The sequence below is a fragment of the Roseixanthobacter pseudopolyaromaticivorans genome (assembly GCF_043195145.2).
In the GTDB taxonomy this organism is placed as follows: Bacteria; Pseudomonadota; Alphaproteobacteria; order Rhizobiales; family Xanthobacteraceae; genus NCEH01.
In genome coordinates this window covers 2,792,430-2,818,657 of record NZ_CM195539.1, presented here as the reverse complement: position 1 = coordinate 2,818,657, position 26,228 = coordinate 2,792,430, and the positions used below count along the sequence as shown (strand labels likewise).

23 protein-coding genes are annotated in these 26,228 nt (G+C 66.9%); 12 read left to right on the top strand and 11 right to left on the bottom strand.

Features of this window, described 5'->3' with window-relative positions:
* The first annotated feature begins 202 nt into the window (after positions 1-202).
* The gene (treZ, locus tag V5F68_RS13625) at positions 203-2,041 is read left to right on the top strand and encodes a malto-oligosyltrehalose trehalohydrolase (RefSeq protein WP_394013079.1); all 1,839 of its coding nucleotides are present in this window, start codon (positions 203-205) and stop codon (positions 2,039-2,041) included.
* On the opposite strand, the gene V5F68_RS13620 is transcribed toward treZ, so the two are convergent.
* Both V5F68_RS13620 and V5F68_RS13615 read right to left on the bottom strand, forming a co-directional pair.
* On the bottom strand, positions 2,029-3,192 hold the full coding sequence (locus tag V5F68_RS13620; RefSeq protein ID WP_394013078.1) for an FAD-dependent monooxygenase: 1,164 nt from the start codon (positions 3,190-3,192) through the stop codon (positions 2,029-2,031). The genes treZ and V5F68_RS13620 overlap by 13 nt on opposite strands.
* Positions 3,193-3,198: 6 nt before the next feature.
* On the bottom strand, positions 3,199-3,450 hold the full coding sequence (locus V5F68_RS13615) for a zinc-finger domain-containing protein (protein ID WP_348847721.1): 252 nt from the start codon (positions 3,448-3,450) through the stop codon (positions 3,199-3,201).
* 426 nt (positions 3,451-3,876) lie between these two features.
* On the opposite strand from V5F68_RS13615, the gene V5F68_RS13610 reads away from it, so the two are divergent.
* From V5F68_RS13610 to V5F68_RS13600, 3 genes are all read left to right on the top strand, one after another.
* A complete protein-coding gene (locus V5F68_RS13610; protein WP_394013077.1) occupies positions 3,877-5,694 on the top strand; it encodes an ABC transporter ATP-binding protein in 1,818 nt (605 codons plus the stop codon).
* 148 nt (positions 5,695-5,842) lie between these two features.
* On the top strand, positions 5,843-6,868 hold the full coding sequence (locus V5F68_RS13605; RefSeq protein WP_394013076.1) for a Tim44 domain-containing protein: 1,026 nt from the start codon (positions 5,843-5,845) through the stop codon (positions 6,866-6,868).
* A gap of 483 nt (positions 6,869-7,351) precedes the next feature.
* A complete protein-coding gene (locus V5F68_RS13600; RefSeq protein ID WP_394013075.1) occupies positions 7,352-8,128 on the top strand; it encodes a TerC family protein in 777 nt (258 codons plus the stop codon).
* Positions 8,129-8,189: 61 nt separating this feature from the next.
* Here the strand turns inward: V5F68_RS13600 and V5F68_RS13595 are convergent, their stop codons facing one another.
* Positions 8,190-8,804 (bottom strand): DUF2239 family protein, encoded by a 615-nt coding sequence (locus V5F68_RS13595; RefSeq protein WP_394013074.1) that lies wholly within the window; start codon positions 8,802-8,804, stop codon positions 8,190-8,192.
* A 127-nt stretch (positions 8,805-8,931) separates the two neighbouring features.
* On the opposite strand from V5F68_RS13595, the gene V5F68_RS13590 reads away from it, so the two are divergent.
* The 7 genes from V5F68_RS13590 (at position 8,932) to V5F68_RS13560 (ending at position 16,037) form a co-directional block, all read left to right on the top strand.
* Entirely contained in the window at positions 8,932-10,173 is a 1,242-nt protein-coding gene (locus tag V5F68_RS13590) for a hypothetical protein (RefSeq protein WP_394013073.1), read from the top strand.
* A gap of 148 nt (positions 10,174-10,321) precedes the next feature.
* Positions 10,322-11,074 (top strand): alpha/beta fold hydrolase, encoded by a 753-nt coding sequence (locus V5F68_RS13585; protein ID WP_394013072.1) that lies wholly within the window; start codon positions 10,322-10,324, stop codon positions 11,072-11,074.
* A 76-nt stretch (positions 11,075-11,150) separates the two neighbouring features.
* Positions 11,151-12,020, top strand: a complete 870-nt coding sequence (gene cysE / locus V5F68_RS13580) for a serine O-acetyltransferase (RefSeq protein ID WP_348847714.1) — start codon at positions 11,151-11,153, stop codon at positions 12,018-12,020.
* A 77-nt stretch (positions 12,021-12,097) separates the two neighbouring features.
* Positions 12,098-12,307 carry a DUF3126 family protein gene (locus tag V5F68_RS13575; RefSeq protein WP_394013071.1) on the top strand — a complete coding sequence of 70 codons (210 nt, stop codon included), beginning with the start codon at positions 12,098-12,100 and terminating at the stop codon, positions 12,305-12,307.
* A gap of 173 nt (positions 12,308-12,480) precedes the next feature.
* Positions 12,481-13,260 (top strand): 3-oxoadipate enol-lactonase, encoded by a 780-nt coding sequence (pcaD, locus tag V5F68_RS13570; RefSeq protein ID WP_394013070.1) that lies wholly within the window; start codon positions 12,481-12,483, stop codon positions 13,258-13,260.
* 97 nt (positions 13,261-13,357) lie between these two features.
* Positions 13,358-14,554 (top strand): cation diffusion facilitator family transporter, encoded by a 1,197-nt coding sequence (locus tag V5F68_RS13565; protein ID WP_394013069.1) that lies wholly within the window; start codon positions 13,358-13,360, stop codon positions 14,552-14,554.
* A 49-nt stretch (positions 14,555-14,603) separates the two neighbouring features.
* Positions 14,604-16,037 carry an FAD-binding oxidoreductase gene (locus tag V5F68_RS13560; protein WP_394013068.1) on the top strand — a complete coding sequence of 478 codons (1,434 nt, stop codon included), beginning with the start codon at positions 14,604-14,606 and terminating at the stop codon, positions 16,035-16,037.
* A 3-nt stretch (positions 16,038-16,040) separates the two neighbouring features.
* On the opposite strand, the gene V5F68_RS13555 is transcribed toward V5F68_RS13560, so the two are convergent.
* From V5F68_RS13555 to V5F68_RS13535, 5 genes are all read right to left on the bottom strand, one after another.
* A complete protein-coding gene (locus tag V5F68_RS13555) occupies positions 16,041-16,280 on the bottom strand; it encodes a formate dehydrogenase subunit delta (RefSeq protein ID WP_394013067.1) in 240 nt (79 codons plus the stop codon).
* The gene (gene fdhD, locus V5F68_RS13550; protein WP_394013066.1) at positions 16,270-17,124 is read right to left on the bottom strand and encodes a formate dehydrogenase accessory sulfurtransferase FdhD; all 855 of its coding nucleotides are present in this window, start codon (positions 17,122-17,124) and stop codon (positions 16,270-16,272) included. The genes V5F68_RS13555 and fdhD overlap by 11 nt, the downstream gene beginning before the upstream one ends.
* A gap of 230 nt (positions 17,125-17,354) precedes the next feature.
* On the bottom strand, positions 17,355-20,192 hold the full coding sequence (gene fdhF, locus V5F68_RS13545) for a formate dehydrogenase subunit alpha (RefSeq protein ID WP_394013065.1): 2,838 nt from the start codon (positions 20,190-20,192) through the stop codon (positions 17,355-17,357).
* 10 nt (positions 20,193-20,202) lie between these two features.
* Positions 20,203-21,765 carry a formate dehydrogenase beta subunit gene (locus tag V5F68_RS13540; RefSeq protein ID WP_394013064.1) on the bottom strand — a complete coding sequence of 521 codons (1,563 nt, stop codon included), beginning with the start codon at positions 21,763-21,765 and terminating at the stop codon, positions 20,203-20,205.
* Positions 21,762-22,235: a formate dehydrogenase subunit gamma gene (locus V5F68_RS13535; RefSeq protein ID WP_394013063.1), complete on the bottom strand. Its 474-nt coding sequence runs from the start codon at positions 22,233-22,235 to the stop codon at positions 21,762-21,764. Before V5F68_RS13535 ends, V5F68_RS13540 begins: the two co-directional genes overlap by 4 nt.
* Before the next feature lie 644 nt (positions 22,236-22,879).
* On the opposite strand from V5F68_RS13535, the gene V5F68_RS13530 reads away from it, so the two are divergent.
* A complete protein-coding gene (locus tag V5F68_RS13530) occupies positions 22,880-23,278 on the top strand; it encodes an aegerolysin family protein (protein ID WP_394013062.1) in 399 nt (132 codons plus the stop codon).
* Between the two features lie 137 nt (positions 23,279-23,415).
* Here V5F68_RS13530 and V5F68_RS13525 read toward each other — a convergent pair whose 3' ends face one another.
* From V5F68_RS13525 to V5F68_RS13515, 3 genes are all read right to left on the bottom strand, one after another.
* Complete coding sequence (locus V5F68_RS13525; RefSeq protein ID WP_348844597.1) at positions 23,416-23,709, bottom strand: ferredoxin family protein; 294 nt, start codon at positions 23,707-23,709, stop codon at positions 23,416-23,418.
* Positions 23,710-23,777: 68 nt separating this feature from the next.
* Positions 23,778-25,085 carry an FAD-dependent oxidoreductase gene (locus V5F68_RS13520; protein WP_394013061.1) on the bottom strand — a complete coding sequence of 436 codons (1,308 nt, stop codon included), beginning with the start codon at positions 25,083-25,085 and terminating at the stop codon, positions 23,778-23,780.
* 14 nt (positions 25,086-25,099) lie between these two features.
* On the bottom strand, positions 25,100-26,206 hold the full coding sequence (locus tag V5F68_RS13515; RefSeq protein ID WP_394013060.1) for an electron transfer flavoprotein subunit alpha/FixB family protein: 1,107 nt from the start codon (positions 26,204-26,206) through the stop codon (positions 25,100-25,102).
* Positions 26,207-26,228 lie beyond the last annotated feature (22 nt).

The window sequence follows — 26,228 nt, the reverse complement described above, 5'->3', positions numbered from 1 at the left end:
CCCGCCTTCTCGCAGGCGCGAAGGCGAAGGGCAAGAAAAAGCGCTTCTAAAAATGCCGATGGCTGCTCGCAGGCGGCATCGGGAGGCATCATGGCAGCTGGGGCGGCACGGTAGGTCGGAACCTTCGCCGTGCGGCGAAGGTTCAACAGCAAAGCGGGCCATGGCCCGCGCAGACCTCCCGAACCGCCCGGGTATTGCCAGCATGAACAGTTTCGTTCCCCCAGACGTCGCACCGGATGCTCCGCGCGGCCATGCGATGCCGTTTGGCGCCCAGCTCGAGGCGGGGGCGGTGCGGTTCCGCCTGTTTGCGCCCGCACAACAAAGCGTGACCCTGGTGCTGGAGGATAACCGGGCGTTTCCGATGCACCGCACGGCCGATGGCTGGCACGAATATGTGACGGCGGCCGCCGGCCCGGGAACGCGCTATCGTTTCCAGCTGGACGATGGCCTGATGGTGCCGGACCCAGCCTCCCGCCACCAGCCGGAGGATGTGCACGGCCCGAGCGAGGTGATCGACCCGGCGCGTCATGCGTGGCGCGACACGGACTGGCGCGGCCGGCCCTGGCACGAGGCGATCCTGTATGAATTGCATATCGGCGCCTTCACCTCCGAGGGCACCTTCCGCGCCGCGACGGAGCGGCTCGACGATCTCGTGGACCTCGGCATTACCGCCATCGAAATCATGCCCGTGGCGGATTTTCCCGGCGGTCGCAACTGGGGGTACGACGGCGTGCTGTTTTATGCCCCGGACAGCGCCTATGGGCGGCCGGACGACCTGCGCGCCTTCGTCGATGCCGCCCATGCGCGTGGGCTCATGGTGATTTTGGACGTGGTGTACAATCACTTCGGTCCCGACGGGAACTACCTGCACGTTTATGCGCCCTGTTTCTTCACTGAGCGCCACCAGACACCCTGGGGCGCCGGGCTGAATTTCGATGGTCGCGAGAGCGCGGTGGTGCGCGATTTCATGATCCACAATGCGCTGTTTTGGCTTGAGGAATTTCATCTGGACGGGCTGCGCCTCGACGCCGTCCACGCCATTCTGGACGACAGCGCGGATCCGTTTTTGGACGAGCTGGAGCGGCGCGTGCGCGCGGCCTGCGGCGGACGCCAGGTCCATCTCATTCTGGAAAACGAGGAAAACGAGGCGCGCCTGCTGGAGGGCGATCCGTCGTCAAAATTCACCGCGCAATGGAACGACGACATCCACCACGCGCTCCATGCGGCGATCACCGGAGAGGACCAGGGCTATTATGCCGATTATGCCGGCGACACCGAAAAGCTCGGCCGGGCGCTGGCGGAAGGGTTCGCCTTTCAGGGCGACCACATGCCCTATCGGGGGGCCGCACGTGGCGCGCCCAGCGCCCATCTGCTCTCCACCGCCTTCGTCGCTTTCCTGCAAAACCACGATCAGATCGGCAATCGGGCGTTCGGCGAGCGCATCACCGCGCTGGCACCGCGCGCGGCGGTGCGGGCGGCGGCGGCGATCTATCTGCTCGGCCCGCAGATTCCCATGCTGTTCATGGGCGAGGAATGGGCGGCGTCCCAGCCTTTCCTCTTCTTCTGCGGCTTCGAGGGGGAACTTGCGGACGCGGTGCGGGCCGGGCGGCGCGCGGAATTCACCCGCTTCCCCGCCTTCCGCGATCCCGAATTGCGCGAGCGCATTCCCGATCCGATCGCGCAATCCACCTATCTCGCCTCCAAGCTCGAATGGGCGGATCGGGATCGTCCGGAACACCTGGAGTGGTTGAACTGGTATCGCCACGTCATCGCGGCGCGGCGCGAGCATGTGTGGCCGCTCCTGCCGCTCCTGAAGGGGGAAATCACCACCACGCGAATCGTGGGTCCAGCGGCCGTCGAAGTCGAATGGGACCTTGAGGATGGCCGCCGGCTGTGCCTCGCCCTCAATCTCACCGCGGGGGAGCAGGGCGGTTTCTCCCCGCAGAAGGGCACGGCCCTATGGACCGAAGGCGCGTTCGAGGCCGGCCGCGCCGCCCCGTGGTCCGTGCGCTGGAGCCTGGACGAGGCTCAGGCGCCGTAGATCCAGCCGTAATGATCGATGAGGCGGTCGCTGGTGATGCGCAGCAGCGCGTCGCGGGCGAATTTGGCGGGGCCGGAGAGGTGATAGACCGTGCCGTTGGTGCGGGCGTCGCGCTGGATGCGCGCGGTGCGTGGCCGGCGGGCGGTCTCATAGGCGCGCAGCGCGTCGGTGACGCTGGACGCGCGGTTCAGCTCCGCGGCGAGGGCGGCGGCATCCTCGATCGCCTGGGCCGCGCCCTGGGCGAGGAACGGCAGCATGGCGTGGGCAGCATCGCCAAGCAGCGTCACGCGGCCTGAGCCCCAGCGGGGCAGGGGATCGAGATCGTACAGGCCCCAGCACTGGAAAGATGGCGCGGCGGCAAGCAGGCGGCGCACCGGCTCGGCCCATTCGGCGAAGGCGGCATGGACGCGGCTCGCGTCGCCTTCCTCGCTCCAGCGCGTCACGGGGCGCGATTCCTGCACCACGGCCACCACATTGATGGCGCGGCCGGACCGCACGGGATAGGTCACGAGATGCGCCTCGGCGCCGAGAAACAATTGCACCACGTTCGGCGCGCGGCCCTGTTCCACCGGCACGGTGGCCCGATAGGCGACGCGCTGCGCGAAGACGGGAACCGCCGAAAGCCCGATCTGCGGCCGCACCACCGAGCGGATGCCGTCTGCGCCCACCAAGATGTCGGCTTCCAGCGGCATCGGGTTGCCCGCGCAATTGGCGACCGCCGAGGCCTGGCTGTCGTCGGCCTCCACGCCCTCGAGCCGGGCACCGAGCAGAATCTCGGCACCAGCCGCGCGCGCGGCCTCGCTCAGCACGCGGTGCAAATCGGCGCGATGCACCACCAGGAACGGCGCGCCGAAACGGGTCGTCGCGGCGTCATAGGGGCAATGGGCGATGACCGAATCGCTGCGCCCGTCGCGCACTTCCAGCGCATCGGGCGCGATCGCCACGGCTTCCAGCGCCGGCAACAGGCCGAAGTCGCGCAGCACGCGCGTGGCATTGGGCGTGAGCTGAAGACCCGCGCCGACTTCCTCAAGCGCCTCCGCCTGCTCCAGCACGCGCACGGATATCCCGGCGCGGCGCAGGGCGATGGCGCAGGCCAACCCGCCGATTCCCGCACCGACGATGATGGCGCTGCGCGCGAAAGGGGATGTCATGGGCGATCAGGCGGCGACCGGCCGCTGCTCCCATACGCAGCCCTCGGGATTGGCCTGGTCGCTGTGGAGCGCGGGATTGTGCCGGTAGAGGGTGGAGCAATAGGAGCAAACGGCTTCCGGCTCGTCGCCCATGTCGATGAAGATATGGGGATGGTCGAACGGCGGCTTGGCGCCGATGCACATGAATTCTTTCGCACCCACCTCGACCACGCTCACGCCGAGATCGTTGCAGAAATGGGGAATGCTGTGGGCTGCCATGGCTGTGCCTTGTCCGTGTCATCGCCGGCCTGAATCCGCGCGACATTAGCGCTTCGCTCCGGACCCTCCAAGGGGAAAGGGGCCGCTTCGGTGCGGCGCCGCGACACAAATTGCGGCGGTGCCGCAAAGGTATCGCTGCGGCCGATCCGGGGCGCGGCTTGCCCTTTTTATGCCGCTTCTCTAGCGTAACAGTACGTCAACCGCGAACGGGGAGGCCGTAGAATGAAGCAGTTTGTCGCGCTCGGCCGCCGTTCGCCGATCCCTGAAACGATCGCCCGGACCGCGTTCCGCTAGCTTCGTTTCCGCGCCCGCCAGCGGGCGCCCCTTCTCTTCCCATCGATTTTGACGTGCGCCCTGCCGGCGCGTGTCCCACCCTCGTCTCCCTCAGAGGCCGGCTCTGCGCGATCGCGCGGCTGGAAGTCTGTCATGTCCTTTTTCGGTTCTCACAAGCGTGCGGATACCTTCCGTTCCGTCTTCGCCTTTCTTTGGGGTCACTGGCGCCGCCGGCCGGTGCTGCTCGCCGGCATCATGGTCGGCATGCTGGTCGCGACCCTCGGCGAGGTGCTGGTGCCGATCTTCGTGGGTCGGCTCGTGGATGCCCTTTCCGCGGCGCAGGGCGGGGCGGAGGCGGCGCGCCTTGCCGCGCGCGCCGTGGCGCTGAACGCATTCCTGGCGATCCTCACGCTGGGCGCCGTCACGGTGCTGGTGCGCCATTTTGCCTTCATGGGCATCGTCACGCTGACCCTGCGCATGATGTCGGAGATCGCCGCCGACGCCTTCGCCCGGGTGCAGCGCTTCTCCTCCGACTGGCATGCCAATTCGTTCGCCGGCTCCACCGTGCGGAAGATCTCGCGGGGCATGTGGTCGCTCGACCTTTTGAACGACACGATCGTGATGGCGCTCCTGCCCTCGCTGGTGGTGCTGGCCGGTTCCGCGCTTGTGCTCGGGCTGTATTGGCCGGTGATGGGGCTGCTGGTGGGCGCGGGGGCGGTGCTCTACGTCGCCATGACGCTGCTGCTCTCCACCGCCTATGTCGCCCCGGCGGCGCGGCTTTCCAACGCCTGGGACACCAAGGTGGGCGGGACGCTCGCCGACGCGGTGAGCTGCAACGCGGTGGTGAAGGGCTTCGGCACCGAGGCGCGCGAGGAGGCGCGGCTCGCCGGCGTGCTCAACAAATGGAACATCCGCACCACCCGCACCTGGCGCGCCGCCACCTGGAGCGGAACGGCGCAACTGATCGCACTGCTGGCCTTGCAGACCGGCATCATCGGCACCGCGCTGCTGCTGTGGTGGAAGGGGCAGGCGAGCCCCGGCGACGTGGCCTATGTGCTCACCACAGAATTCGTGGTGCACGGCTATCTGCGCGAGGTGGGTATGCATGTGCACAATCTCCAGCGCTCGGTGAATGAGATGGAGGAATTGGTCGAACTGCACAAAACGCCCATCGCCATCGCCGACAAGGCGGGTGCGGTGCCGGCGCGGGTGGACCAGGGCGCCATCGCTTTCGAGAATGTGCGCTTCCATTACCAGGGCCACGACAAGCCGCTTTACGACAACCTCTCGCTTTCCATCGATGCGGGCGAGCGGGTGGGCCTCGTGGGTCATTCCGGCTCCGGCAAGACCACATTCGTGAAGCTGATCCAGCGGTTGCACGACGTGACCGGCGGCCGGGTGCTGGTGGACGGGCAGGATGTGCGCGACGTGCAGCAGGGAACGCTGCGGCGCTCCATTGCGGTGGTGGCGCAGGAGCCGCTGCTGTTCCACCGCTCCCTGGCGGAGAACATCGCCTACGGCCGGCCCGACGCCACGCGCGCCGAGATCGAGCGGGCGGCGGCATTGGCCAATGCGAGCGGCTTCATCGAGCGGCTGCCGCGCGGCTACGGCACGCTGGTGGGCGAGCGGGGCGTGAAGCTCTCCGGCGGCGAGCGGCAGCGGGTGGCGATCGCGCGGGCGTTCCTGGCTGATGCACGCATCCTGATCCTGGACGAGGCCACCTCCAGCCTCGATTCTGAATCCGAGGCGCTGATCCAGGAGGCGATGGAGCGGCTGATGGTGGGGCGCACCACGCTCGTGATCGCGCACCGTTTGTCCACGGTGCGGGCGCTCGACCGGCTGCTGGTGTTCGACAAGGGGCGGATCGTGGAGGAGGGCGACCACGATGCCCTCGTCGCGCGCGAAAACGGCCTTTATCGCCGGCTGTTCGAGCGTCAGGCGCTCGATCTCGTGAAGGGGCTGGCCGCCTGAGGGATGCAAAAATAACGGGGTGGCCGCGTGCCACCCCCTGACAAAGCCACAAACCGATCCCCATATGCCACGCATCTGCCGTTAGGTCATCTCCTGCATAAGCGGAGGGGCCGGGGGCGGATCGCGGGTGGTTCCTTTCGAGGGTGAAATGAAGATTTTCAAGCGCATGCCGGTTCTGATGGGCGTCCTCGCTCTCGCCTCGGCGGTGACATTGACGATGGTGGATCATGCCGATGCGCGCCAGGGCGGCGGCTTCGGCAGCCGGGGCGGGCGCACCTATCAGGCGCCGGCCAGCACCAATACGGCGCCCGGCGCGGCGCCCATTCAGCGCTCCATAACCCCCCAACCGCAGCCCGGCATGAACACGGCCGGCGCGGCCACTGCGGCGCGTCCCGGCGGCATGTTCGGCAGCGGGTTCGGCGGCGCGCTGATGCGCGGCCTGCTGATCGGCGGCTTGGTGGGCATGTTGTTCGGCGGCGGCCTTGGCGGCCTGTCGGGCTTCCTCGGCCTGCTGCTCCAGGTGGCCCTGGTTGGCGGCCTCGTGTTCCTCGCCATGCGCTTCTTCGCGAACCGTCGCCAGCAGCCTCGGCCCGCTGGCGCGGGTGCGCCCTTCCCCGGCCCGCTATCGCGTGACAGCATGTTCGGCGGTCCGTCGCGCCCTTCCGGTTCGGCCAATGGGCGCAGCGCGCTCGGTGGTCTCGGTGGAATCGGCGGCGGGGCACCGCGCCCGGTTCCGCAGCAGCCCGCTCCGGCCAACCGCGTGAAGGATGAGCTTGGCATCGGCCCACAGGATCTCGACGCGTTCGAACGCCTGCTGTCCGAAATTCAGGCCGCCTTCTCCCGCGAGGATCACGGCGCGCTCGCCGAGCGCACGACGCCGGAGGTGCTCGCCGTGTTCTCCGAGGAGTTGCGTGACAATGCGGCGCGCGGCGTGCGCAACGACGTGAGCGACGTGAAGCTGCTGCAGGGCGACCTCTCCGAAGCCTGGCGCGAGGGCAATCTGGAATATGCGACCGTGGCCATGCGCTACGCGATCCGCGACCTGATGCGCGACCGGGTGACCGGGGCGCTGGCCGCCGGCAGCAAGGACGCTGTCAGCGAGACCACCGAGGTGTGGACCTTCGTGCGCCCCAAGGGCGGGCAATGGAAGCTCTCGGCGATCCAGGACGTTTGACCGCCTCTGATCGACGATTCAATTCAACACGAACGGCCGGGATCTCCCGGCCGTTTTTTTGTGCGCGCCGCCCCGTCGCGACGTTTTTCAACGCGGGACCTGACGCTGCGACATCCTGCCGCGTGCGTCCGCGTCTGGTCCAGCGGCCTTCGGCTTCCTAGCTGTAGCCTATCGATCCGGGCCCCTCTGGCGCGTGCATGAAAATGCGTGCGTGATGTCGGATCTCTTCCGACAGCTCTGCCGGCGAGAGGCCCAATGCCCCGTATCGACCCCCCGACGCATTTTCGCGCCCGCAATTCCGGTGCCGCTCCCGCCTGCCGCGATCGCCCTCGCAGCCGGCGCGGGGTCGCTTTGCCATACGTGGGGCCCGGCCTCGCCGGTGCCGTGGCGCGGGCGTGCGTCTCCTTCCCTTTCGCTTGTGTCGTTGCCGTTCGCGGCGCGCCACCGCATACCTTTCATCCGTCGAAGGCAGGTGAGTGATCCATGGACTATCTCGTGCAATTGGCAGCCGACCCCGCGGCCTGGGTGGCCCTCATCACCCTGGTGGCGATGGAGGTCGTGCTCGGCATCGACAATCTGGTCTTCATCTCCATCCTCACCAACAAGCTGCCGGAAGTGCACCGCTCCAAGGCGCGGCGCATCGGCATCAGCCTCGCGCTGGTGCTGCGCCTTGCGCTGCTGGGAACGGTGGCGATCATCGTGCAGCTCACCGAGCCGGTGTTCTCGGTGTTCGGCCAGGCGTTTTCTTGGCGGGACATGATCCTGATCGCCGGCGGCCTGTTCCTGGTGTGGAAGGCCACCAAGGAAATCCATCACACGGTCGATCCCGCACCGCATGACGACGTGTTCGGCACCAGCAAGGCGAGCATCGGCTTTGCCGCCGCCATCGCCCAGATCCTGATGCTGGATATCGTGTTCTCGGTGGACAGCATCATCACGGCGGTCGGCATGACGGACCATATCCCCATCATGATCATCGCCGTGGTCGTGGCGGTGAGCGTGATGATGCTCGCGGCCGATCCGCTCGCTCATTTCATCGAGGCCAATCCCACGGTGGTGATGCTGGCGCTGGGCTTCCTCATCATGATCGGCATGACGCTGATCGCCGATGGCTTCGGCGCCCATGTGCCCAAGGGCTATATCTATGCCGCCATGGCCTTCTCCACCGGCGTGGAGGCGCTGAACATGCTGGCGCGGCGCGCCAAGGCGCGGTCGAACGGGGCCGGAGGACAGGTCGAGGGCGGCGCGAGCCGCCACTGACCGGCAGCACCGGCCCAAGAGCAAAGCGGCCCGCCTCCTGCCGGAAGCGGGCCGCTCGCCTTCATTCGAATGCCGGCGCTGCGAGGCGATGGGCGTGGGTGCGGATGTCCTGCGGCCACGCGGCGGTGAGCTTGGCAAAGCCCGCCTCATCCCCCGCATAGAAGGCCCGCAGCGCCTCCTCGAACTGGGAGAGATTGCCGGCGAGCGCGCTCATGAAGCGATAGCCGGCCTCCTGCGCCGCGCGGCGGCGGGCCGGCGCGCTCTGGTCGCGGCGTGCGGCCTCCACCAGCTTGCGCAACGCAACGGACGCGCCGCCCGGCTGGGCGGCGAGCCATTCCCAATGGCGCGGCAGCAGGGTGACTTCGCGCGCGACGACACCGAGCTTGGGGCGCCCCGGCCCGCGAGCCGGCTCGGCTTCCGCCGGCGCGGGGAGGGTGGCATAGCGCGCCGCCACGTCATCCGGCGCGCCGCGCAGATCGAAGTCCACCGGGTGGGCGGTCTCCAGATCGAACACAAGCACCTGCTGCGCCTCGTCTTCGAGCTGCATGCGCTTGACGGCGGCCGCCACCTGCGCGGCGGAGCCTTCCGCAAGCCGGCGCGGGCCGGCGAAGGCGATGAACGGGCCGGCAAAGGGCAGGGGAGGCGTGGAAGCGGAGGCGGGGGTCGCGGCAGTCATAGGATGTCCTTTCCTCGCCTTTATATCCGGGTGTAATTGCCTCGTCAATTTGATCCGGATAAAAATAATCGACCTAAGGGCACCGGCTCGCCACAAACGGCGTTTATCTCTCCGACTGGAGAAGAAGATGGCGCGAATCCTCGCCTTGTTTGGCCTGCTGGCGGCTTTCGCCGGCCTCTTGCCCTGGGCCGCGCCCTTGGCGAAGAGTGGCGCGCGCCTGATCGAAGCACGGGACAATCCCGCTCTTCTCTCCGATCTCGCGCTTCAATCCTTCACCGCCGCCGATGCGGCCCTGGAGATCGAGCGCGCGCTGGCGGATGACGACGGCGAACTCGCCGCCTCGTATCTCGCGCTTGCCGACGCGCGGGCCCTCGCGCTTCCCCCAGACCTGCGCGCCCGCGTTGTGGCGGCCAATGACGGCGCGACCACCGCGTGGCGCTCCGCGAAGCATTTCGGCTATGGCTTCCTCACCGGCACGCCGGAGGATCTGGCGGGTTTCGCCGGTGCCGCTGCCGGCGATCTCACCGCCTGGGGCGATCTGCGCGACGCGAGCCGGGAAGGTTGGAAATATGCCAATGGCGAAGCGGTAGACCCCCTGATCCTCGGCCTTTCGACTGTCGGGCTGGCGCTCACGGCCGGCACCTATGCCACCTTCGGCGCCGGACTGCCGGTGCGGGCCGGGGTGAGCGCGGTCAAGGTCGCCAAGCGCACCGGCCGGCTCTCGGTGGGAATGGCTCGCCTGCTGACCCGCGCGGTCAACGAAACCGTCGATTTCGCGGCCCTGCGCCGGGCCGGCGCGAGCCTGGATGCCTCCGCCCTGAAAGGCGTCGTGCGTGCCGAGGGCCTCAAACCGCTCGCCCGCCTCATGGGTGATCTTGGCACGGTGCAGGCGAAGGCCGGCTCGCGCGCGGCGGTCGCCGGTCTTGCCGTGGCGGAGAATGGCAAGGACCTCTCCCGCCTCGCGCGCCTGGCCGAGGCGAAAGGCGGGCAGACGCTGGCGATCCTCAAGACACTCGGGCGCGGCGCCCTGGTGATGGGTTCGGCGTTGCTCAAGCTGGTCTGGTGGGGCGTGGTGGCGGCGCTTTGGCTGTTCGGCCTTGTCGCCGCCTTCAACCGCTTCTGCGTGGAGCTGGTGCGGCCCATCTGGCGACGCAGGCGGGTGCGGGGGCGCAAAGGCCCGATAACCGCTCCTGGTCCTGCTGCCGTGCCACCCGCGCCCGTGCTCCGCCGCGCGTCCAGGTCGCCGGCCCCGGTGTGCCTGGAGCCGGGCGAGGGCCCGGCTGCCACAGGCGCGGCATCCGCAGCAGCGCCTGCCATCGCCCGCTTCGAGCTGGCAGCGCGCGAGGCCGCCTCCCTCTCGGCCGTATAAGGGGCGCGTCCGGCGCGCTTTCAACAGGCAGAAGATCGTTGCCGCACAGCGGCTTGAACGGAGGCGGCGGGCGCGCCGGCAGCTTTCGCTTCCGCAAAGCGCCGGGGCGAATTAGGGTCCGCCCGAAACATCGCTTCGGGATACGCTTATGCCTCTCCTTTCGGCCGACGGTCTGGACATCGCCTATCTGGACGAGGGTTCCGGCCCGCCGATCTTGCTGATCCACGGCTTCGGCTCCACGAAGGAGATCAACTGGGTCCATACCGGCTGGTTCAAGACCCTGATGGGCGCCGGCTATCGCGTGATCGCGTTCGATCATCGCGGCCATGGCGCCTCCAGCAAGCTGTATGATCCCGCGCTCTACGACACGCGCCTGATGGCGCAGGATGCGCGGCGTCTTCTCGATCATCTCGGCATCCCGCGCATCGACATCATCGGCTATTCCATGGGCGCGCGGGTGGCGGCCCAATTCGCCCTTGCGGAGCGCGACCGGCTCAACAGCCTCATCATGGGCGGGCTCGGCATCCATCTGGTGGAGGGCGATGGCCTGCCGCAGGAGGTGGCGGCGGCGCTGGAAGCGCCGAGCCTTGCGGAGGTGACCGACCCGCTCGGCCGCATGTTCCGCGCCTTCGCCGATGCCAACAAGGCGGATCTGAAGGCGCTCGCGGCCTGCATTCGCGGCTCGCGGCAGACCCTGACGCGCCAGCAGGTGGCCGATATCGACCAGCCGGCGCTGGTGGCGGTGGGCACGCGCGATCTGATCGCCGGCAGCGGGCAGGAATTGGCGGACCTGCTGCCGCGGGGCGAGATGCTCGACATCCCCGGCCGCGATCACAATCCCGCGGTTGGCGACAAGGCCTTCAAGCAGGGCGCGCTCGACTTCTTCGCCCGGCATGGGTGATGTGCGCGAGCCGGCTCGGAACGACGGCCGGCTTGTGCTAGAAATGCGTCGAAACGTGATCCACCGGGAGGCAGGAATGCCCCAGTCTTTGTTCAAGGCGCCGCATCAGCCGTTGGCGCGCATCAATACGGAGCGCTTCCAGGACGTGGTCGACCCCGTCTGGGCGCGCATCCGCAATGAGGCGGACCTTGCGGCCGAGCGCGAGCCGCTGCTGGCCGGATTCCTGATCGGCGCCGTGCTGGGGCAGGGGAGCCTCGAAGCGGTGATCGGCGAACGCATCGCCGCGCGCCTCGACCATGCGGAGCTGCCCGGCTCCGCCATTCGCGCCGCCTATCACGAAGCCGTGTCGCAGGACCGCACCATCGCCCAGGCGGTGCGCGCCGACATCATGGCGGTGGTGGACCGCGACCCCGCGACCACCCGCGCGCTGGAGCCGGTGCTCTATTTCAAGGGCTTCCACGCGCTCCAGACCCACCGCCTGTCCCATTGGCTGTGGACCCACGACCAGCGCGATTTCGCCCTCTATCTGCAAAGCCGCGCCTCCTCGGTGTTCTCGGTGGACATCCACCCGGCGGTGCCCGTGGGCCGCGGCATCTTCCTCGACCATGCCACCGGCATCGTGATCGGCGCGACTGCGGTGATCGAGGATGACGTCTCCATCCTCCAGGGCGTCACGCTCGGCGGCACGGGCAAGGAATCCGGCGACCGGCATCCCAAGATCCGGCGCGGCGTGCTGCTGGGCGCCGGTGCCAAGGTGCTGGGCAATATCGAGGTCGGCCATTGCGCCCGCGTCGCGGCCGGCTCGGTGGTGCTGAAGCCGGTTCCGCCCAAGACCACGGTGGCCGGCGTGCCGGCGAAAGTGGTGGGCGAGGCCGGCTGCGCGGAACCCTCGCGCGCCATGGACCAGATGTTCGACGACAATATCTTCGCCGGCGCGGACATCTGAGCCGCCCCCGATTTCACGCGCATCTCGCGCTTTCGTGGCCGTCCCCGGGCGGCCATTCGACCCTTGGAGGAAGACACTTGGATAAAACGGAACTCGAGCGCGTGCAGCGCTACATGCGCACCCTGTTCGGCAATCCGCAGATCAAGGTGACGGCGCGCCCGAAGAAGACCGATTCGGCCGAAGTCTATCTTGGCGACGAATTCATCGGCGTCCTGTTCAAGGACGAAGAGGACGGCGACCTCTCCTACAATTTCCAGATGGCGATCCTGGAAGCCGACCTCGACTGAGTTTCGGCGCAACGCCTTCCTGCCGGTCCGTTTCGGATCGGTCTCTGCCACCTTCCGGCCAAGCCGGAGGGTGTTTCCCGGTGAGATCCGCACTCTTTCCCGCCCATCGACCTTGCCAATTGCCGGCAACGCTTTAAACCGGCGTCGTATACAGAATGCCGACCGGGGGTCCCGTGTCCGTCCTCGATATTGCAGGTGAGCGTTTCCGGGTTCAGGTCGAGGGCAAGGAGGGCGCGCCGCCCCTGGTCCTTGCCCATTCGCTGGGCACCACGCTGGAGATGTGGGACGCGCTCGTGCCCCATCTCACCGCGCATTTCCGCGTCATCCGCTATGACGCGCGGGGCCATGGTCAGTCCAGCGCGCCCGACGCGGTCTATTCCATGGGCGATTTCGGGCGCGATCTGCTCAACATCCTCGACCGTCTCGATGTTTCCGAACCGGTGAACTATTGCGGCCTCTCGCTCGGCGGCATGGTGGGGCAATGGCTGGCGCTCAACGCCCCGCAGCGCCTGAAGCGCGCCGTGCTCGCCAACACCACCGCCCACGCCGGCCCCCATCGCATGTGGGAAGGGCGCATCAAGGCCGTGCGCCGCGCCGGCACCGCCCCTATCGCCGACGCCGTGATCGACAGCTGGTTCACGCCGAAGTTTCGCGCGGCCCACCCCGACCAGGTCGCGAAGGTGCGCGAGATGATCGTGCACACGGCGCCAGGCGGCTACATGGGCACGAGCTGCGCCATGCGCGACATGGATTTCCGCCACGGCCTCCCGCACATCAAGACGCCCTGCCTGGTGATCGCGGGCCTTCAGGATCGCTCGACCCCGCCCGAATGGGGGGAACTGATCGCCGCCCATATTCCCGGTGCGGAGCTGGTGAAGCTCGACGCGGGCCATATGTCGGCAATCGAGCTGCCTGCGGATTTCGCGCGCGAGGTGCTCGGCTTCCTCAGCTGACGGCGACGGTATTTTATCGACGCCGGGACGCGCACGAAACGGTGCGCGGTGGTATCTAGGCGGCCGTCAGTTTCGCGATCGCGGCAAGGAGCCCACCATGACGGCACAGGGGCAAGACCAGCACGACGGCAAACCTACACCCGGTACGGCATCCGAAGAGGCATCCCAGCCCGTTTTCCCGCCGGGGCATGAGAACCACAATCACGCCAGCCACAACCATGCCGGCCACGACCACGGCACCGGCCACGCCCATGCCGCGCCGGCGGCGGCGAACCGCGACAGCCACGCGCCGCACGACCACGCGCCGCATGGCGATCACGGCCACGACGATCACGACCACGGCGCGGCCGAGGGCAGCCATTCGGGCCACGATCATTCCGGCCACAGCCATGGCCATGGCGGGCACAATCACGCCCATGCGGTGCCAAGCTCGCTTCGAGCGTTCGCCATCGGCGCCTCGGTGAATTTCGGCTTCGTGATCATCGAGGCCATCTTCGGCCTGCTGTCCGGCTCGCTCGCTTTGCTCGCGGACGCGGGCCACAATCTCTCCGACGTGCTCGGCCTGCTGCTGGCGTGGGGCGCCGCATGGCTCTCGCGCCGCGCGCCGAGCCCGCGCCGCACGTTCGGCTATGGCCGGTCCTCCATTCTTGCCGCGCTCGCCAATGCCATGATCCTACTGCTCGGTACCGGCGGCATCATCATCGAGGCGATCGGGCGCTTCGGCGATCCCGCGCCGATCCAGACCGGCGTCGTGATGATCGTCGCGCTGGTGGGCATCGGCGTGAATTTCGGCACTGCCATGCTGTTCATGGCCGACCGCAAGAATGACCTCAATGTCCGCGGCGCCTTCGTGCATCTGGTCGCGGATGCGGCCGTCTCGCTGGGCGTGGTGGTGGCGGCGGCAGTCATCGCTGTCACCGGCTGGCTGTGGCTGGATCCGGTGGTGAGCCTCATTATCGCGGCGGCCATCATCGCAGGCACCTGGGCGCTGCTGCGCGACAGCGTGAACCTCGCCATGGATGTGGTGCCGAGCGGCATCGACCATGCGGCGGTGGAAGCCTTCCTCGCCGGCCGCCCCGGCGTCAGCGAGGTTCACGACCTGCACATCTGGGGCCTCAGCACCACCGATTCCGCCCTCACCGTTCACCTTGTGCGCCCCGGCGCCGCGCTGGACGACGCCTTCCTCGCCGAGACCTGCGCCGAGCTGAAAATGCGCTTCAAGATCGGCCATGCGGCGATCCAGGTGGAGAACGGCACCATTCCGTGCGCTCTTGCGCCCGCCCACGTGATCTGAGGCGGGCCCGCGCGGCCCTATGGACGAAACCAGCCGGAAAGGCGGACCCATGACCACTGACGGCCTTGCCGATTTCCGTGCGCTGCTCGGCGACACCGGCGTGTTGACCGCGCCGGACCTCCTCGCGCCCTATGTGGTGGACCATCGCCAACTGATCCGCGGCACGACGCCGGCCGTGCTGCGGCCGCGCTCGACCGACGACGTACAGGCCATGGTGCGGCTGGCGGGAAAGCTCGGCTACGGGCTGGTGCCGCAGGGCGGCAATACCAGCTATGTGGGGGGAGCGACGCCGGACGAAAGCGGTCGCCAATTGGTGGTGAGCCTGGAGCGCATGAACCGGATCCGCGCGGTGGACCCGCTCGGCTTCACCCTGTCCGCCGATGCGGGCGTGATCCTCGCCGATGCGCAGGCGGCGGCGGAAGCGGTGGGCCTCATGCTGCCGCTGAGCCTCGGTTCGGAGGGCAGCTGCCGGCTGGGCGGCAACGTGGGCACCAATGCCGGCGGCCTCTCGGTGCTGCGCTATGGCATGACCCGCGATCTGGTGCTGGGGCTCGAAGCCGTATTGCCGGACGGCAGCTTGCTCGGCGACATGCGGGCGCTGCGCAAGAACAATGTGGGCTACGACCTCAAGCAGATGTTCATCGGCGGGGAGGGCACGCTCGGCATCGTTACCGGCGTGGTGCTGAAGCTGTGTCCCGAACAGGTGCTCACCGCCACCGCCTGGCTGCAACTGGCCAAGGGCGCGCCGCTGCCGCAGATGCTCGCGCAGGTGCGGCGCGAGACGGCGGATCTCGTCTCCTCGTTCGAATTCATCACCGCCAATTCGGTGGCGCTGGTGGCGGCGCTGAAGCCCGGCGAGGTCAATCTGACCACGGGCAGCGGCGGGGCGGTTCTGCTGGAGGTCTCGTCTTCATCCCGGCGGGTTCCGCTGGATGAAATTCTCATGGGAACGCTGGAAGCACTGATGGAAAAAGGATGGGTGGAGGATGCGCTCCTCGCCCAGTCGGAACGCCAGCGCGCCGACATGTGGGCCTTGCGCGAGACCATTCCCGAGGGCGAGAAGCACGCCGGCGGATCGGTGAAGCACGATATCTCGGTGCCGATCTCTGCTCTCGACGCTTTCCTGGAGCAAGGCGGCGGCGCGGTGGCGGCCTATGATCCCGCCCTTGTCCTATCCGTCTACGGCCATGTGGGCGACGGCAACATTCACTTCAACATCGTGGTGCCGCAGGGCGAGGACCGGCTGGCCTTCACCCGCAAGATCGAGGCGGGCCTCGCGCACGAGCTCTATGCCATTGCCGCCGCGCTGGGCGGCAGCTTCAGCGCGGAATATGGCATCGGCCGGTTGAAGCGGGATTTGCTGGAGCGCTACGGCGATCCCACCCGCATCGCGCTGATGGGGCGGGTGAAGTCGGCCTTTGATCCGGCCGGCCTCATGAATGCCGGCGCCATGGTCGATCCCGCGCGCGATCCTTCAGCCTGAGTCTCAGGCCGCGACGGAGGTGGCGCGCAGGCCGTCCAGCGCTTCCTTGGCGATGGGGGAAAGGCCCTCGCCGCCATGGTCCAGATGCTCGAAGATCTTCGAGCGCATGCGCGGGTCCCAGAACTTATGGATGTGCTCGCGCGTGGAAGCGACCGCTTCCGCGTGATGCTGGGTGGAGAAGGCGGTCGCGATCTGGTTCGCCATATAGACGAGGCGGTCGTTGGTGCTGGTGCTATGCGACATGTGCGTGCCGTGGGGATGACCCGAGGTCGATGCGCTCGGGATGGGTGAAGAGTTCAAACCCGTCGCCGCGCACGATTGCAGCCAGCGTGATGCCGGCCGCCTGCGCGGTACGGATGGCGAGGGATGTGGGCGCGGAGACGGCGGCGATGACGGGGGTGCCCAGCACCGCCGCCTTCTGCACCATCTCGATGGAAACGCGGCTGGTGAGCAGAACCATGCCGCGGGCGGGATCGGCGTCGAGCTTCACCACCTTGCCCACCAGCTTGTCGAGCGCGTTATGCCGACCCACGTCCTCGCACACGGCGAGCAGCCCGCGCCCCGGCTCGAAATAGCCGGCGGCATGGACCGCGCGGGTCTCGTGGTTGAGAGTCTGGGCGGGCGCGAGCGCCGCCATGGCCTCCAGCAGGAGGGACGCGGGAAAGACCGGGCGAGCGGTCACCTGCGCGGCGGGCTTGATGGCTTCGGCAAGGCTCTCCACCCCGCACAGGCCGCAGCCGGTCGGCCCGGCCATGTGCCGGCGACGGGCGCCGAGCACGGCCATCTTCTCCTCGGCGATCCACATCCGCGCCTCGATGCCGTCTTCCACCGCGATCACGTCGAGGTTGAGGATGTCCGCCGGGCTGGAGATGATCCCCTCGGTGAGCGAGAAGCCGAGCGCAAAGTCAGCGATGTCGAGCGGGCTCGCCATCATAACGGCATGGGTGGTGCCGTTATAGGTGAGGGCCACCGGCGTTTCCTCGGGCACCGCGCGTTCCGCAACCGTGACGCCATCCAGGCGCCACACGTCGCGGCTCACGCGCCGCACCGGCTCGGGAAAATCGGGGATTTCGAACAGCTCATCCATGATGCGCGCCACCGAGTGTTGCTGCCATCAAGGTTGTGCCGAACGCGCCCGCATTCAAGTGCGGCCTCGCCATGGGCCCCTTGCCCCGCCTGCAGGCGAATGCGAGGACGGAACGGCCGGCAAACACCCACGACCCGACGCCCGATGTTCCGTGTCCCAGCCCTCGCCCGCGCACGGGAGAGGGGCCTGGGTCCAGGCGGGGAGGGCGCGGGGCGGCGCCGGCCTTCATCTCACTCCGCCGCTTCGGCGATGCGACGGCTCTGGCGGGAGAGCTCTTCATACTCTTCCTGCCAGGCGCTCGGCCCGTTGGAGGGGGCGACCTGCACGGCCGTCACCTTGTATTCGGGGCAGTTGGTGGCCCAGTCGGAGAAGTCCGTGGTCACCACGTTCGCCTGCGTCACCGGATGGTGGAAGGTGGTGTAGACCACGCCGGGCTGCATGCGCTCGCTGATCACCGCGCGCAGGGAGGTGCCGCCCGCGCGGCTTTCCAGCTTCACGAAGTCGCCGTCGCGAATGCCCCGGTTCTCGGCATCGTGCGGGTGGATTTCCAGCACGTCTTCCGGATGCCAGGCGACATTCTCCGTGCGGCGGGTCTGCGCGCCGACATTGTATTGCGACAGGATGCGCCCGGTGGTGAGCAGCAGCGGGAACAGCGGGCCGGTGCGCTCGTCGGTGGGCACGTATTCGGTGAGCACGAACTTGCCCTTGCCGCGCACGAAGCCGCCGATGTGCATGATCGGGGTGCCTTCCGGCGCCTTCTCATTGCACGGCCACTGCACCGAGCCCAATTCGTCCAGCTTCTTGTAGCTGACGCCGGTGAAGGTGGGGGTCAGGCGGGCGATCTCGTCCATGATCTCGCCAGGGTGGCTGTAGTCCATGGGATAGCCGAGCGCCTCGGAGAGCATGATGGTGACTTCCCAATCGGCATAGCCGTTCTTGGGGGCCATCACCTTGCGGATGCGCTGGATGCGGCGCTCCGCATTGGTGAAGGTGCCGTCCTTCTCCAGGAACGAGCAGCCCGGCAGGAAGACGTGCGCGTAGTTCGCCGTCTCGTTCAGGAACAGGTCCTGCACGACGAGGCATTCCAGCGCGCCGAGGCCGGCGGAGACGTGGCGGGTGTCGGGGTCGGACTGGAGGATGTCCTCGCCCTGCACATACATGCCCTTGAAGGTGCCATCCACGGCGGCATCGAACATGTTGGGAATGCGCAGGCCGGGCTCGGCATCCAGCTTAACGCCCCACAGGCTCTCGAACAGCGCGCGGGTGGCGTCGTCGGAGACGTGGCGATAGCCGGACAGCTCATGGGGGAAGGAGCCCATGTCGCAGGCGCCCTGCACGTTGTTCTGGCCGCGCAGCGGGTTCACGCCCACGCCGTTGCGGCCGACATTGCCGGTCGCCATGGCGAGGTTGGCGATCGCCATCACGGTGGTGGAGCCCTGGGAATGCTCCGTCACGCCGAGGCCGTAATAGATCGCCGCATTGCCGCCGGTGGCATAGAGGCGCGCGGCCTTGCGCACGTCCTGGGGATCGACGCCGGTATACTTGGCGACCGCTTCCGGGCTGTGGCGCTCGTCGGCGACGAAAGCCGCCCATTCCTGGAACTCGTCCCAATCGCAGCGCTCGCGGATGAACTGCTCGTTCATCAGCCCTTCGGTGACCACCACATGAGCGAGCGCCGTGACCAGAGCCACGTTGGTGCCCGGGCGCAGCGGCAGATGGAAGTCCGCCTGCACATGCGGGGTGCGCACGAGGTCGATTTTGCGCGGGTCTGCGACGATCAGCTTGGCGCCTTCGCGCAGGCGCTTCTTCATGCGCGAGCCGAACACGGGATGGCCGTCGGTCGGGTTGGCGCCGATCACCAGGATCACGTCGGTCTCTTCGATGGAATCGAAGTCCTGCGTGCCGGCGGAGGTGCCGTAGGTCTGGGAGAGGCCGTAGCCCGTGGGCGAGTGGCAGACGCGGGCGCAGGTATCGACATTGTTGTTGCCGAAGGCGCCGCGGATCAGCTTCTGGACCAGATAGGTCTCTTCATTGGTGCAGCGCGAGGAGGTGATGCCGCCCACCGAGCGGCGGCCGTACTTCTCCTGGATGCGCTTGAACTCGGAGGCGGCGTAGGCGATCGCCTCCTCATAGCTCACTTCCTTCCACGGCTCGTGGATGGAGGAGCGGATCATGGGCTTGAGGATGCGTTCCTTGTGGGTCGCATAGCCATAGGCGAAGCGGCCCTTCACGCAGGAATGGCCGCGGTTCGCCTTGCCGTCCTTATAGGGCACCATGCGCACCAGCTCGTCGCCCCGCATCTCCGCCTTGAAGGTGCAGCCGACGCCGCAATAGGCGCAGGTCGTCACCAGCGAATGCTCGGGGGTGCCGATGTCGTACATGGCCTTTTCGTTCAAGGTCGCGGTGGGGCAGGCCTGCACGCAGGCGCCGCACGACACGCACTCGGACGAAAGGAAGCTCTCGTTCATGCCCGGCGACACGCGCGAGCCGAAGCCGCGGCCGGAGATCGTCAGCGCGAACGTGCCCTGTACTTCCTCGCAGGCGCGCACGCAGCGGTTGCAGACGATGCACTTCGACTGTTCGTAGGTGAAATAGGGGTTGGACTCGTCCTTGCCCAGCTTGGTGTGGTTCTCGCCCTCATAGCCGTAGCGCACGTCGCGCAGGCCGACCACGCCGGCCATGTCCTGCAGCTCGCAATCGCCGTTGGCGGAGCAGGTCAGGCAGTCCAGCGGATGGTCGGAGATGTACAGCTCCATCACGCCCTTGCGGATCTGCTTCAGCCGCTCGGTCTGGGTCTTCACCACGATGCCTTCCGCCACCGGCGTGGTGCAGGAAGCGGGGGTGCCGTTGCGCCCTTCGATCTCCACCAGGCAGAGCCGGCAGGAGCCGAAGGCGTCCAGCATGTCGGTGGCGCAGAGCTTGGGGATCTGGTTCCCGATCTCCATGGCGGCGCGCATGATGGAGGTGCCTTCCGGCACCTGCACCTTCATGCCGTCGATGACGAGCGAAACCAGCTTCTCGGACTTGGAGCGGGGCGTGCCGTAGTCGATTTCATGCACGAGGGACATTGAGTTCCTCCTATTCCGCAGCCGCGGGCAATTTCGGCGACACGCCGAAATCTTCCGGGAAATGGGTGAGCGCGCTGATCACGGGATAGGGCGTGAACCCGCCGAGGGCGCAGAGCGAGCCGAGCTTCATCGTGTGGCAAAGGTCCGTGAGGATCGCGAGATTGGCCTCGCGCCGGTCGCCGTTGATGATCTTGTCGAGGGTTTCGACCCCGCGCGTGGAGCCGATGCGGCAGGGCGTGCACTTGCCGCAGCTCTCGTGCGAGCAGAATTCCATGGCGAACTTCGCCATGTGCGCCATGTCCACCGTGTCGTCGAACACAACGATGCCGCCGTGGCCGATGAGCGCGTCCTTGGCCGCGAAAGCCTCATAGTCGAACGGCGTGTCGAACTGCGACACCGGCATGTAGGCGCCGAGCGGGCCGCCCGCTTGCACCGCCCGCACCGGGCGACCAGAGGCCGTGCCACCGCCAATGTCGTTCACCAATTCGCCGAGGGAGATGCCGAACGCGGTTTCGAACAGGCCGCCGAACTTGATGTTGCCCGCGAGCTGGATTGGCATCGTGCCGCGCGAGCGGCCCATGCCGAAGTCGCGATAGAACTGGCCGCCCTTGTCCAGGATCACCGGGACGGTGGCGAGAGAGATCAGGTTGTTGATGACGGTGGGCTTGCCGAACAGGCCCTTGTGGGCCGGCAGTGGAGGCTTCGCGCGCACCACGCCGCGCTTGCCTTCCAGGCTGTCGAGCAAAGCGGTTTCCTCACCGCACACATAGGCGCCGGCGCCCATGCGCATTTCCATGTCGAAATCATAGCCCGACCCGGCGACATTCTTGCCGAGCAGGCCGTTGGCGCGGGCGATCGCGATGGCCTTTTCCATCACCGCCAGTGACAGGGGATATTCAGACCGGCAATAGACGAAGCCTTTCGTCGCGCCAACGGCGAGGCCGGCAATGGTCATGCCCTCGATCAGGCAGAACGGGTCAGCTTCCATGATCAAGCGGTCGGCGAAGGTGCCGCTGTCGCCTTCGTCCGCATTGCAGACGATGTAGCGCTGGTCGGCCGGGGCGGCGGCGACGGTGCGCCACTTGATGCCGGTGGGGAAGCCCGCGCCGCCACGCCCGCGCAGGCCGGAGAGGAATACTTCCTCCACGGTCGCGGACGGGCCGATCTCCACCGCCTTAGCAAGGCCGCGATAGCCGCCATGGGCCTTGTAATCGTCCAGCGAGAGCGGGTCGATGATGCCGCAGCGGGCGAACGTAAGGCGGGTCTGCTTCTTGAGATAGGGGATCTCTTCCACCAGACCCACATTGAGCGGGTGAGCGGCGCCTTCGAGCAGACCGCCATCCAGCAAAGCTTCCACGTCGGACGGCTTCACCGGGCCGTAGCCAACGCGGCCGGCAGGCGTTTCCACCTCCAGCAGGGGCTCCAGCCAGAACAGGCCGCGCGAGCCGTTGCGCACGATTTCCACCGAAAGGCCGCGCGCCGCGAAGGCGTCCTGCAGCTTACGGGCGATGCGGTCGGCGCCGCAGGCGACGGCGGTGGCGTCGTTGGGGACGAAAATGCGGGGGCTGCTCATCGGTCGGTCTCCGCGACCAGTTCGTCAATGGTTTCGCGGTCGAGGCGGCCGACCAGGCGGCCGTCGATCATGGCCGAGGGCGCGCAGGCGCACAGGCCGAGGCAATAGATCGGCTCCAGCGTCACGCGGCCGTCGGTCGAGGTTTCGCCCATGGCGACGCCGAGGCGTTCCTGGGCATATTCGGCGAGCTTGTCCGAGCCCATGGACTGGCAGGCTTCAGCCGCACAGAGCTTGATGACGTGGCGCCCCGGCAGCTCACGACGGAAGTCGTGATAGAAGGTGACGACGCCATGCACTTCCGCGCGGGAGAGGTTCAGGCTTTCCGCGATCATCGGCACGACGGGCTCGGGCACGAAGCCGAACGTCTCCTGAATGGCGTGCAGGATCGGCATGGTGGCGCCGTCCATATGCCGGTGCGAGGAGATGATCTCGGACGCGCGTTCCGCGCTCCATGATTCGTAGCCGACCATCGGCAAATACCCTTCCCTGGCCCGCTGGAAGCGGCTTCCTTGTGATAATTCCAGAAAGAATGGCAGATTGCCGCATCCGATCAAGCGAGCTGTGGGATGTTGCGATAGAACATCTCTATCGATGGCCGCTCGAAAAATCCGGTGAGACATTGCAAACGTTCAATCCCGACTCGCGCTTCGATGCGGAGAACCGGTTTGTTTCGTCGATATTGATTGCCATTCTCTATCTTAAGCGCCCCGAACCGCCACCGGCGGAGCTCTGACGTGTTGCAGTGCAGCATGGATGCGGTGGAGCTACGGCTAGGGCGAGAGGGCCGCGACTAACGCGCCTTTTTCGTTTCTAGGCACGCCGCGTGCACCAGGAGCAGCGGGGTTCGGTCCGGCAGGCGATCGTCGGCGGTACAACCAATATCTGATAAAATGATATTGATACCCTTATAGGTTGTAGTAGAGTGTGCCTCGTCACCGCGCTTCAATGGGGGCGAGCCGCGCTTGAAGGCAGGCAATTGTGCCTGTCCCGAGCCGTCGTTTTTCTCTTTGCCTTGGGTTTCGCGCGTCTGCTTCTTCGCGGACCGATGATGCACGAGCTGAAGGGAGATGAACCGCGCGATGATTCACCTTGGAAATGTATAAGGGAGAAGAAGATGGCTTACGCTCAATGGGCTGAATTCACCATCAAGGCGGTTAATTGTTCGGTGACGCTGAAGAACGTCGTCCATCAATGGGGAAAATTCTATATCGGGAGCAAGGATAACGAAATCAGCCCCGACAAGCTGGAGGGCAAGGTCATCAAGCAGGGCGATAGCTATACGTTCGGCGCTTGCGGCCGTGAAAATGCGTCATCCGGCACCGAAGGCAGCTTCGATCTCTATGACGGCGACAAGAACATCGGCAATTATTACTGGGATTGCCCGTGGGGCAGCAAGACCAATACGTCCACCTGGACGCCCGGCTCCGACGCCTATATCGGCCAGCAGACCGGCGCCAATCTCAACAGCGGCGCGCTGGGCACCATCACGATCAAGGTCGCCTATCTCGGCTGATCTGGTCGCCGACCCGAACGACACCAGGACCGTTCACCCGACTGCACCTCAGGGCGTCGCAGTTTCGGTCCATGTCCCTTCGTCCCGGCCGCGCGCAGGCGCGGCCGGTTGCAAACCCGGCGCTGGGCTAAAGTCCCTCAGCCGAACTTGAACAGAACCCCATAACCGCCGCGCGGGTAGCTCCATTCGATATCCCCCGACGGTTCGGCGATCACGCGGCAGGTGCCGCATTCCACGCAGCCGTCCACGGTCACTTCCACCTGGCCGCTTTCGGTGAGGTCGTAGCAGCGCGCCGGGCAGGCCTTCAGCAGGGCCAGCAGAGGCGCCGGCGGCACGGTGTGGGGACGCACCTTGATATGGGCGCGGCCGGCATCCACCAGATAGCGATTGTAGAAGAGCTTGTCTTCGACGCGGACGGTCGGATCGCTCATCGTTCCAACTCCAGGGTTTGAGGGTCTTGGGCCATTTCAGTTGGCGCGGGGCGTGCACCCCGCATTCTTCAGCGCCAGGCGCGGGCGAAGCGGAACGCGTCGCCGAACAGGCCGGCCCAGGAGCGGGCGGCCACGAAGGAGCGCAGCGTCATCTTCTCCTTTTCGATCTTCGGCGTGCCGTCGACACGCACGAAGTTCTGCATCGCCTTCGAGACGAGCTGGGGATAGGTGAGGAAGAAGTTCTGCGACTGGACATGCATCAGCGCCGGCATGTCCTTGTATTTCTTCAGATCCTTGATGACGAAGGAATCGTCCAGAAGGGTCTTGTAGAGCGCCAGGTTCTTGGCGGTCATGGGCTCGCGCCGCGACTTGATCTGGAAGATCGCTTCCGCCGCGATGCGGCCCGAAGTCATGGCGAGGTTCGAGCCCTCGCGATGGATGGCGTTGTTGAGCTGGGCGGCATCGCCCACCACCACCCAGCCGTCGCCGTAAAGCTGCGGGATCGCCTTGTAACCGCCTTCGGGAATGAGATGGGCGGAATATTCCTTCACCTCCGACCCCTCGATCAGCGGCGCGACGGAGGGATGGGTCTTGAAGCGCTCCAGAAGGCCGTAGGGCGTTTCGCCCGATTTCTGGAAATCCGCCACCAGGCAGCCGATGCCGAGCGAAACGCATTCCTTGTTGGCATAGATGAAGCCCATGCCGGTCATGCCGCGCGAGATGGTGCCGACGGCCTCGATCACGGTGCCTTCGTCGCCCTTCAGGTTGAAGCGCGCCTCGATGGTCTCGCGCGGCAGGAAGTGCATCTCCTTCACCGCGAGCGCCACATTGTCCGGCTTCGGCCGCTCACGCAGGCCGGCGCGGGTGCCGAGCAGGCCATTCACGCCTTCCGCCAGCACCACCACGTCGGCATGGATCTGTCCGTCCTTGCGGTCGGTGCGCACGCCGATCACCTTGCCATAGGCGTCCTGCACCAGCTCCGTCACCGTGGTCTCGCACAGCACGACGGCGCCGGCCTCCTTCACCTTGGAGGAGAACCATTTGTCGAACTGGGCGCGGATGATGGTGTAGCGGTTGGGCTTTTCCTCGTTGAACTCGTCCGACTTGTAGTGGAGGCCGGTATGCGAGCGGTCATCCATCATCCAGAAGCGCTGTTCCACCAGATGGCGCTCCAGCGGCGCCTCTTCGCGGAATTCGGGGATGAGTTTCTCCAGCATGTCGGCATAGAGAATGGCGCCCTGCACGTTCTTGGAGCCGGAATATTCCCCGCGCTCCAGCTGCAGCACCTTCAATCCGCGCTGGGCGAGGGTGAGGGCGGCGGCATTGCCCGCCATGCCCGCGCCAACGACGATCGCGTCAAATTTTTCCTCGATCATGGCACGCTCCTCCTTCAGCTTGCGATCCGGTCGCGCGAATGGGGCGACAGGCGGGCACGAAAGGCCTCGGTCAGCGCCGGCAGGAGCCGGATCGCGTCGGTGACGATACCCACATGGGCGTATTGGAAGATCGGCGCGTTGGGGTCCGTGTTGATGGCGACGATCATGTCCGCGCCCTCGACGCCCACGCGATGCTGGATCGCCCCGGAGATGCCGGCGGCGATATAGAGCTTCGGCCGGATGGTCTTGCCGGTCTGCCCGATCTGCCGGTCGGAGGTGACCCAGCCCTTCTGCACCAGCGGGCGCGAGCAGCCGTATTCCGCGCCAAGCACGCCGGCGAGCTGGCGCACCAGCTGGAAATTCTCCGGCGAGCCCAGCCCCAGGCCCCCCGCCACCACCACGTCGGCATAGGCGAGGTTGGATTTCGCGGAATCGCGGTCCGGCATGAAGGACAGCACCTTTGTAACGATGTCGTCCTCGATCATGCCCAGGGGGTGCGTGATGATCCGTCCGGCCATCTTCTCCACGCGCTCGGGCATGGACATGACGCGCGGGCGGATGGTGGCCATCTGCGGGCGATAGTTGAGGGTATAGATGGTGCACAGAAGCGAGCCGCCGAACGTCGGCCGGGTCGCGGCGAGCGAGCCGTCGGCATCCACGTCCAGGTCGGTGCAGTCGGCGGTGAGGCCGGTGAGCAGCGTGGTCGCCACCGAGCCGGCGAGGTCGCGGCCGAGCGTGGTCGCGCCCAGCAGCAGGATTTCCGGCTTGTAGGTGTTCACCACGTCGGTGAGCGCCTTGGTATAGGCCTCGTTGCGATAATCGGTCAGCAGGTTGTCCGCCACCACATAGGCGAGGTCGGCGCCGTAGCAGAAGGATTCGGCGGCCGCGCTGCGCGTGGCCTCGCCCTCCGGGCCGATCACCACCGCCGCCAGCTCCACCTTGAGCTTGTTAGCGAGGATGCGGCCGGCGCCCAGCAGTTCCCAGGAGACGGGGTGGACGACGCCGCGCTCCTGTTCGATGAACACCCACACATGCTTATAGGCCTTGAAGTGCTCGGGGAGCTCCTTCTTCGTCGCCGCGCGGCCTGCGGCCGGGGCGGGCGCTTTGGTCGGTTCGCTCATCGCCTTGGTTCCCTCGTCCTTC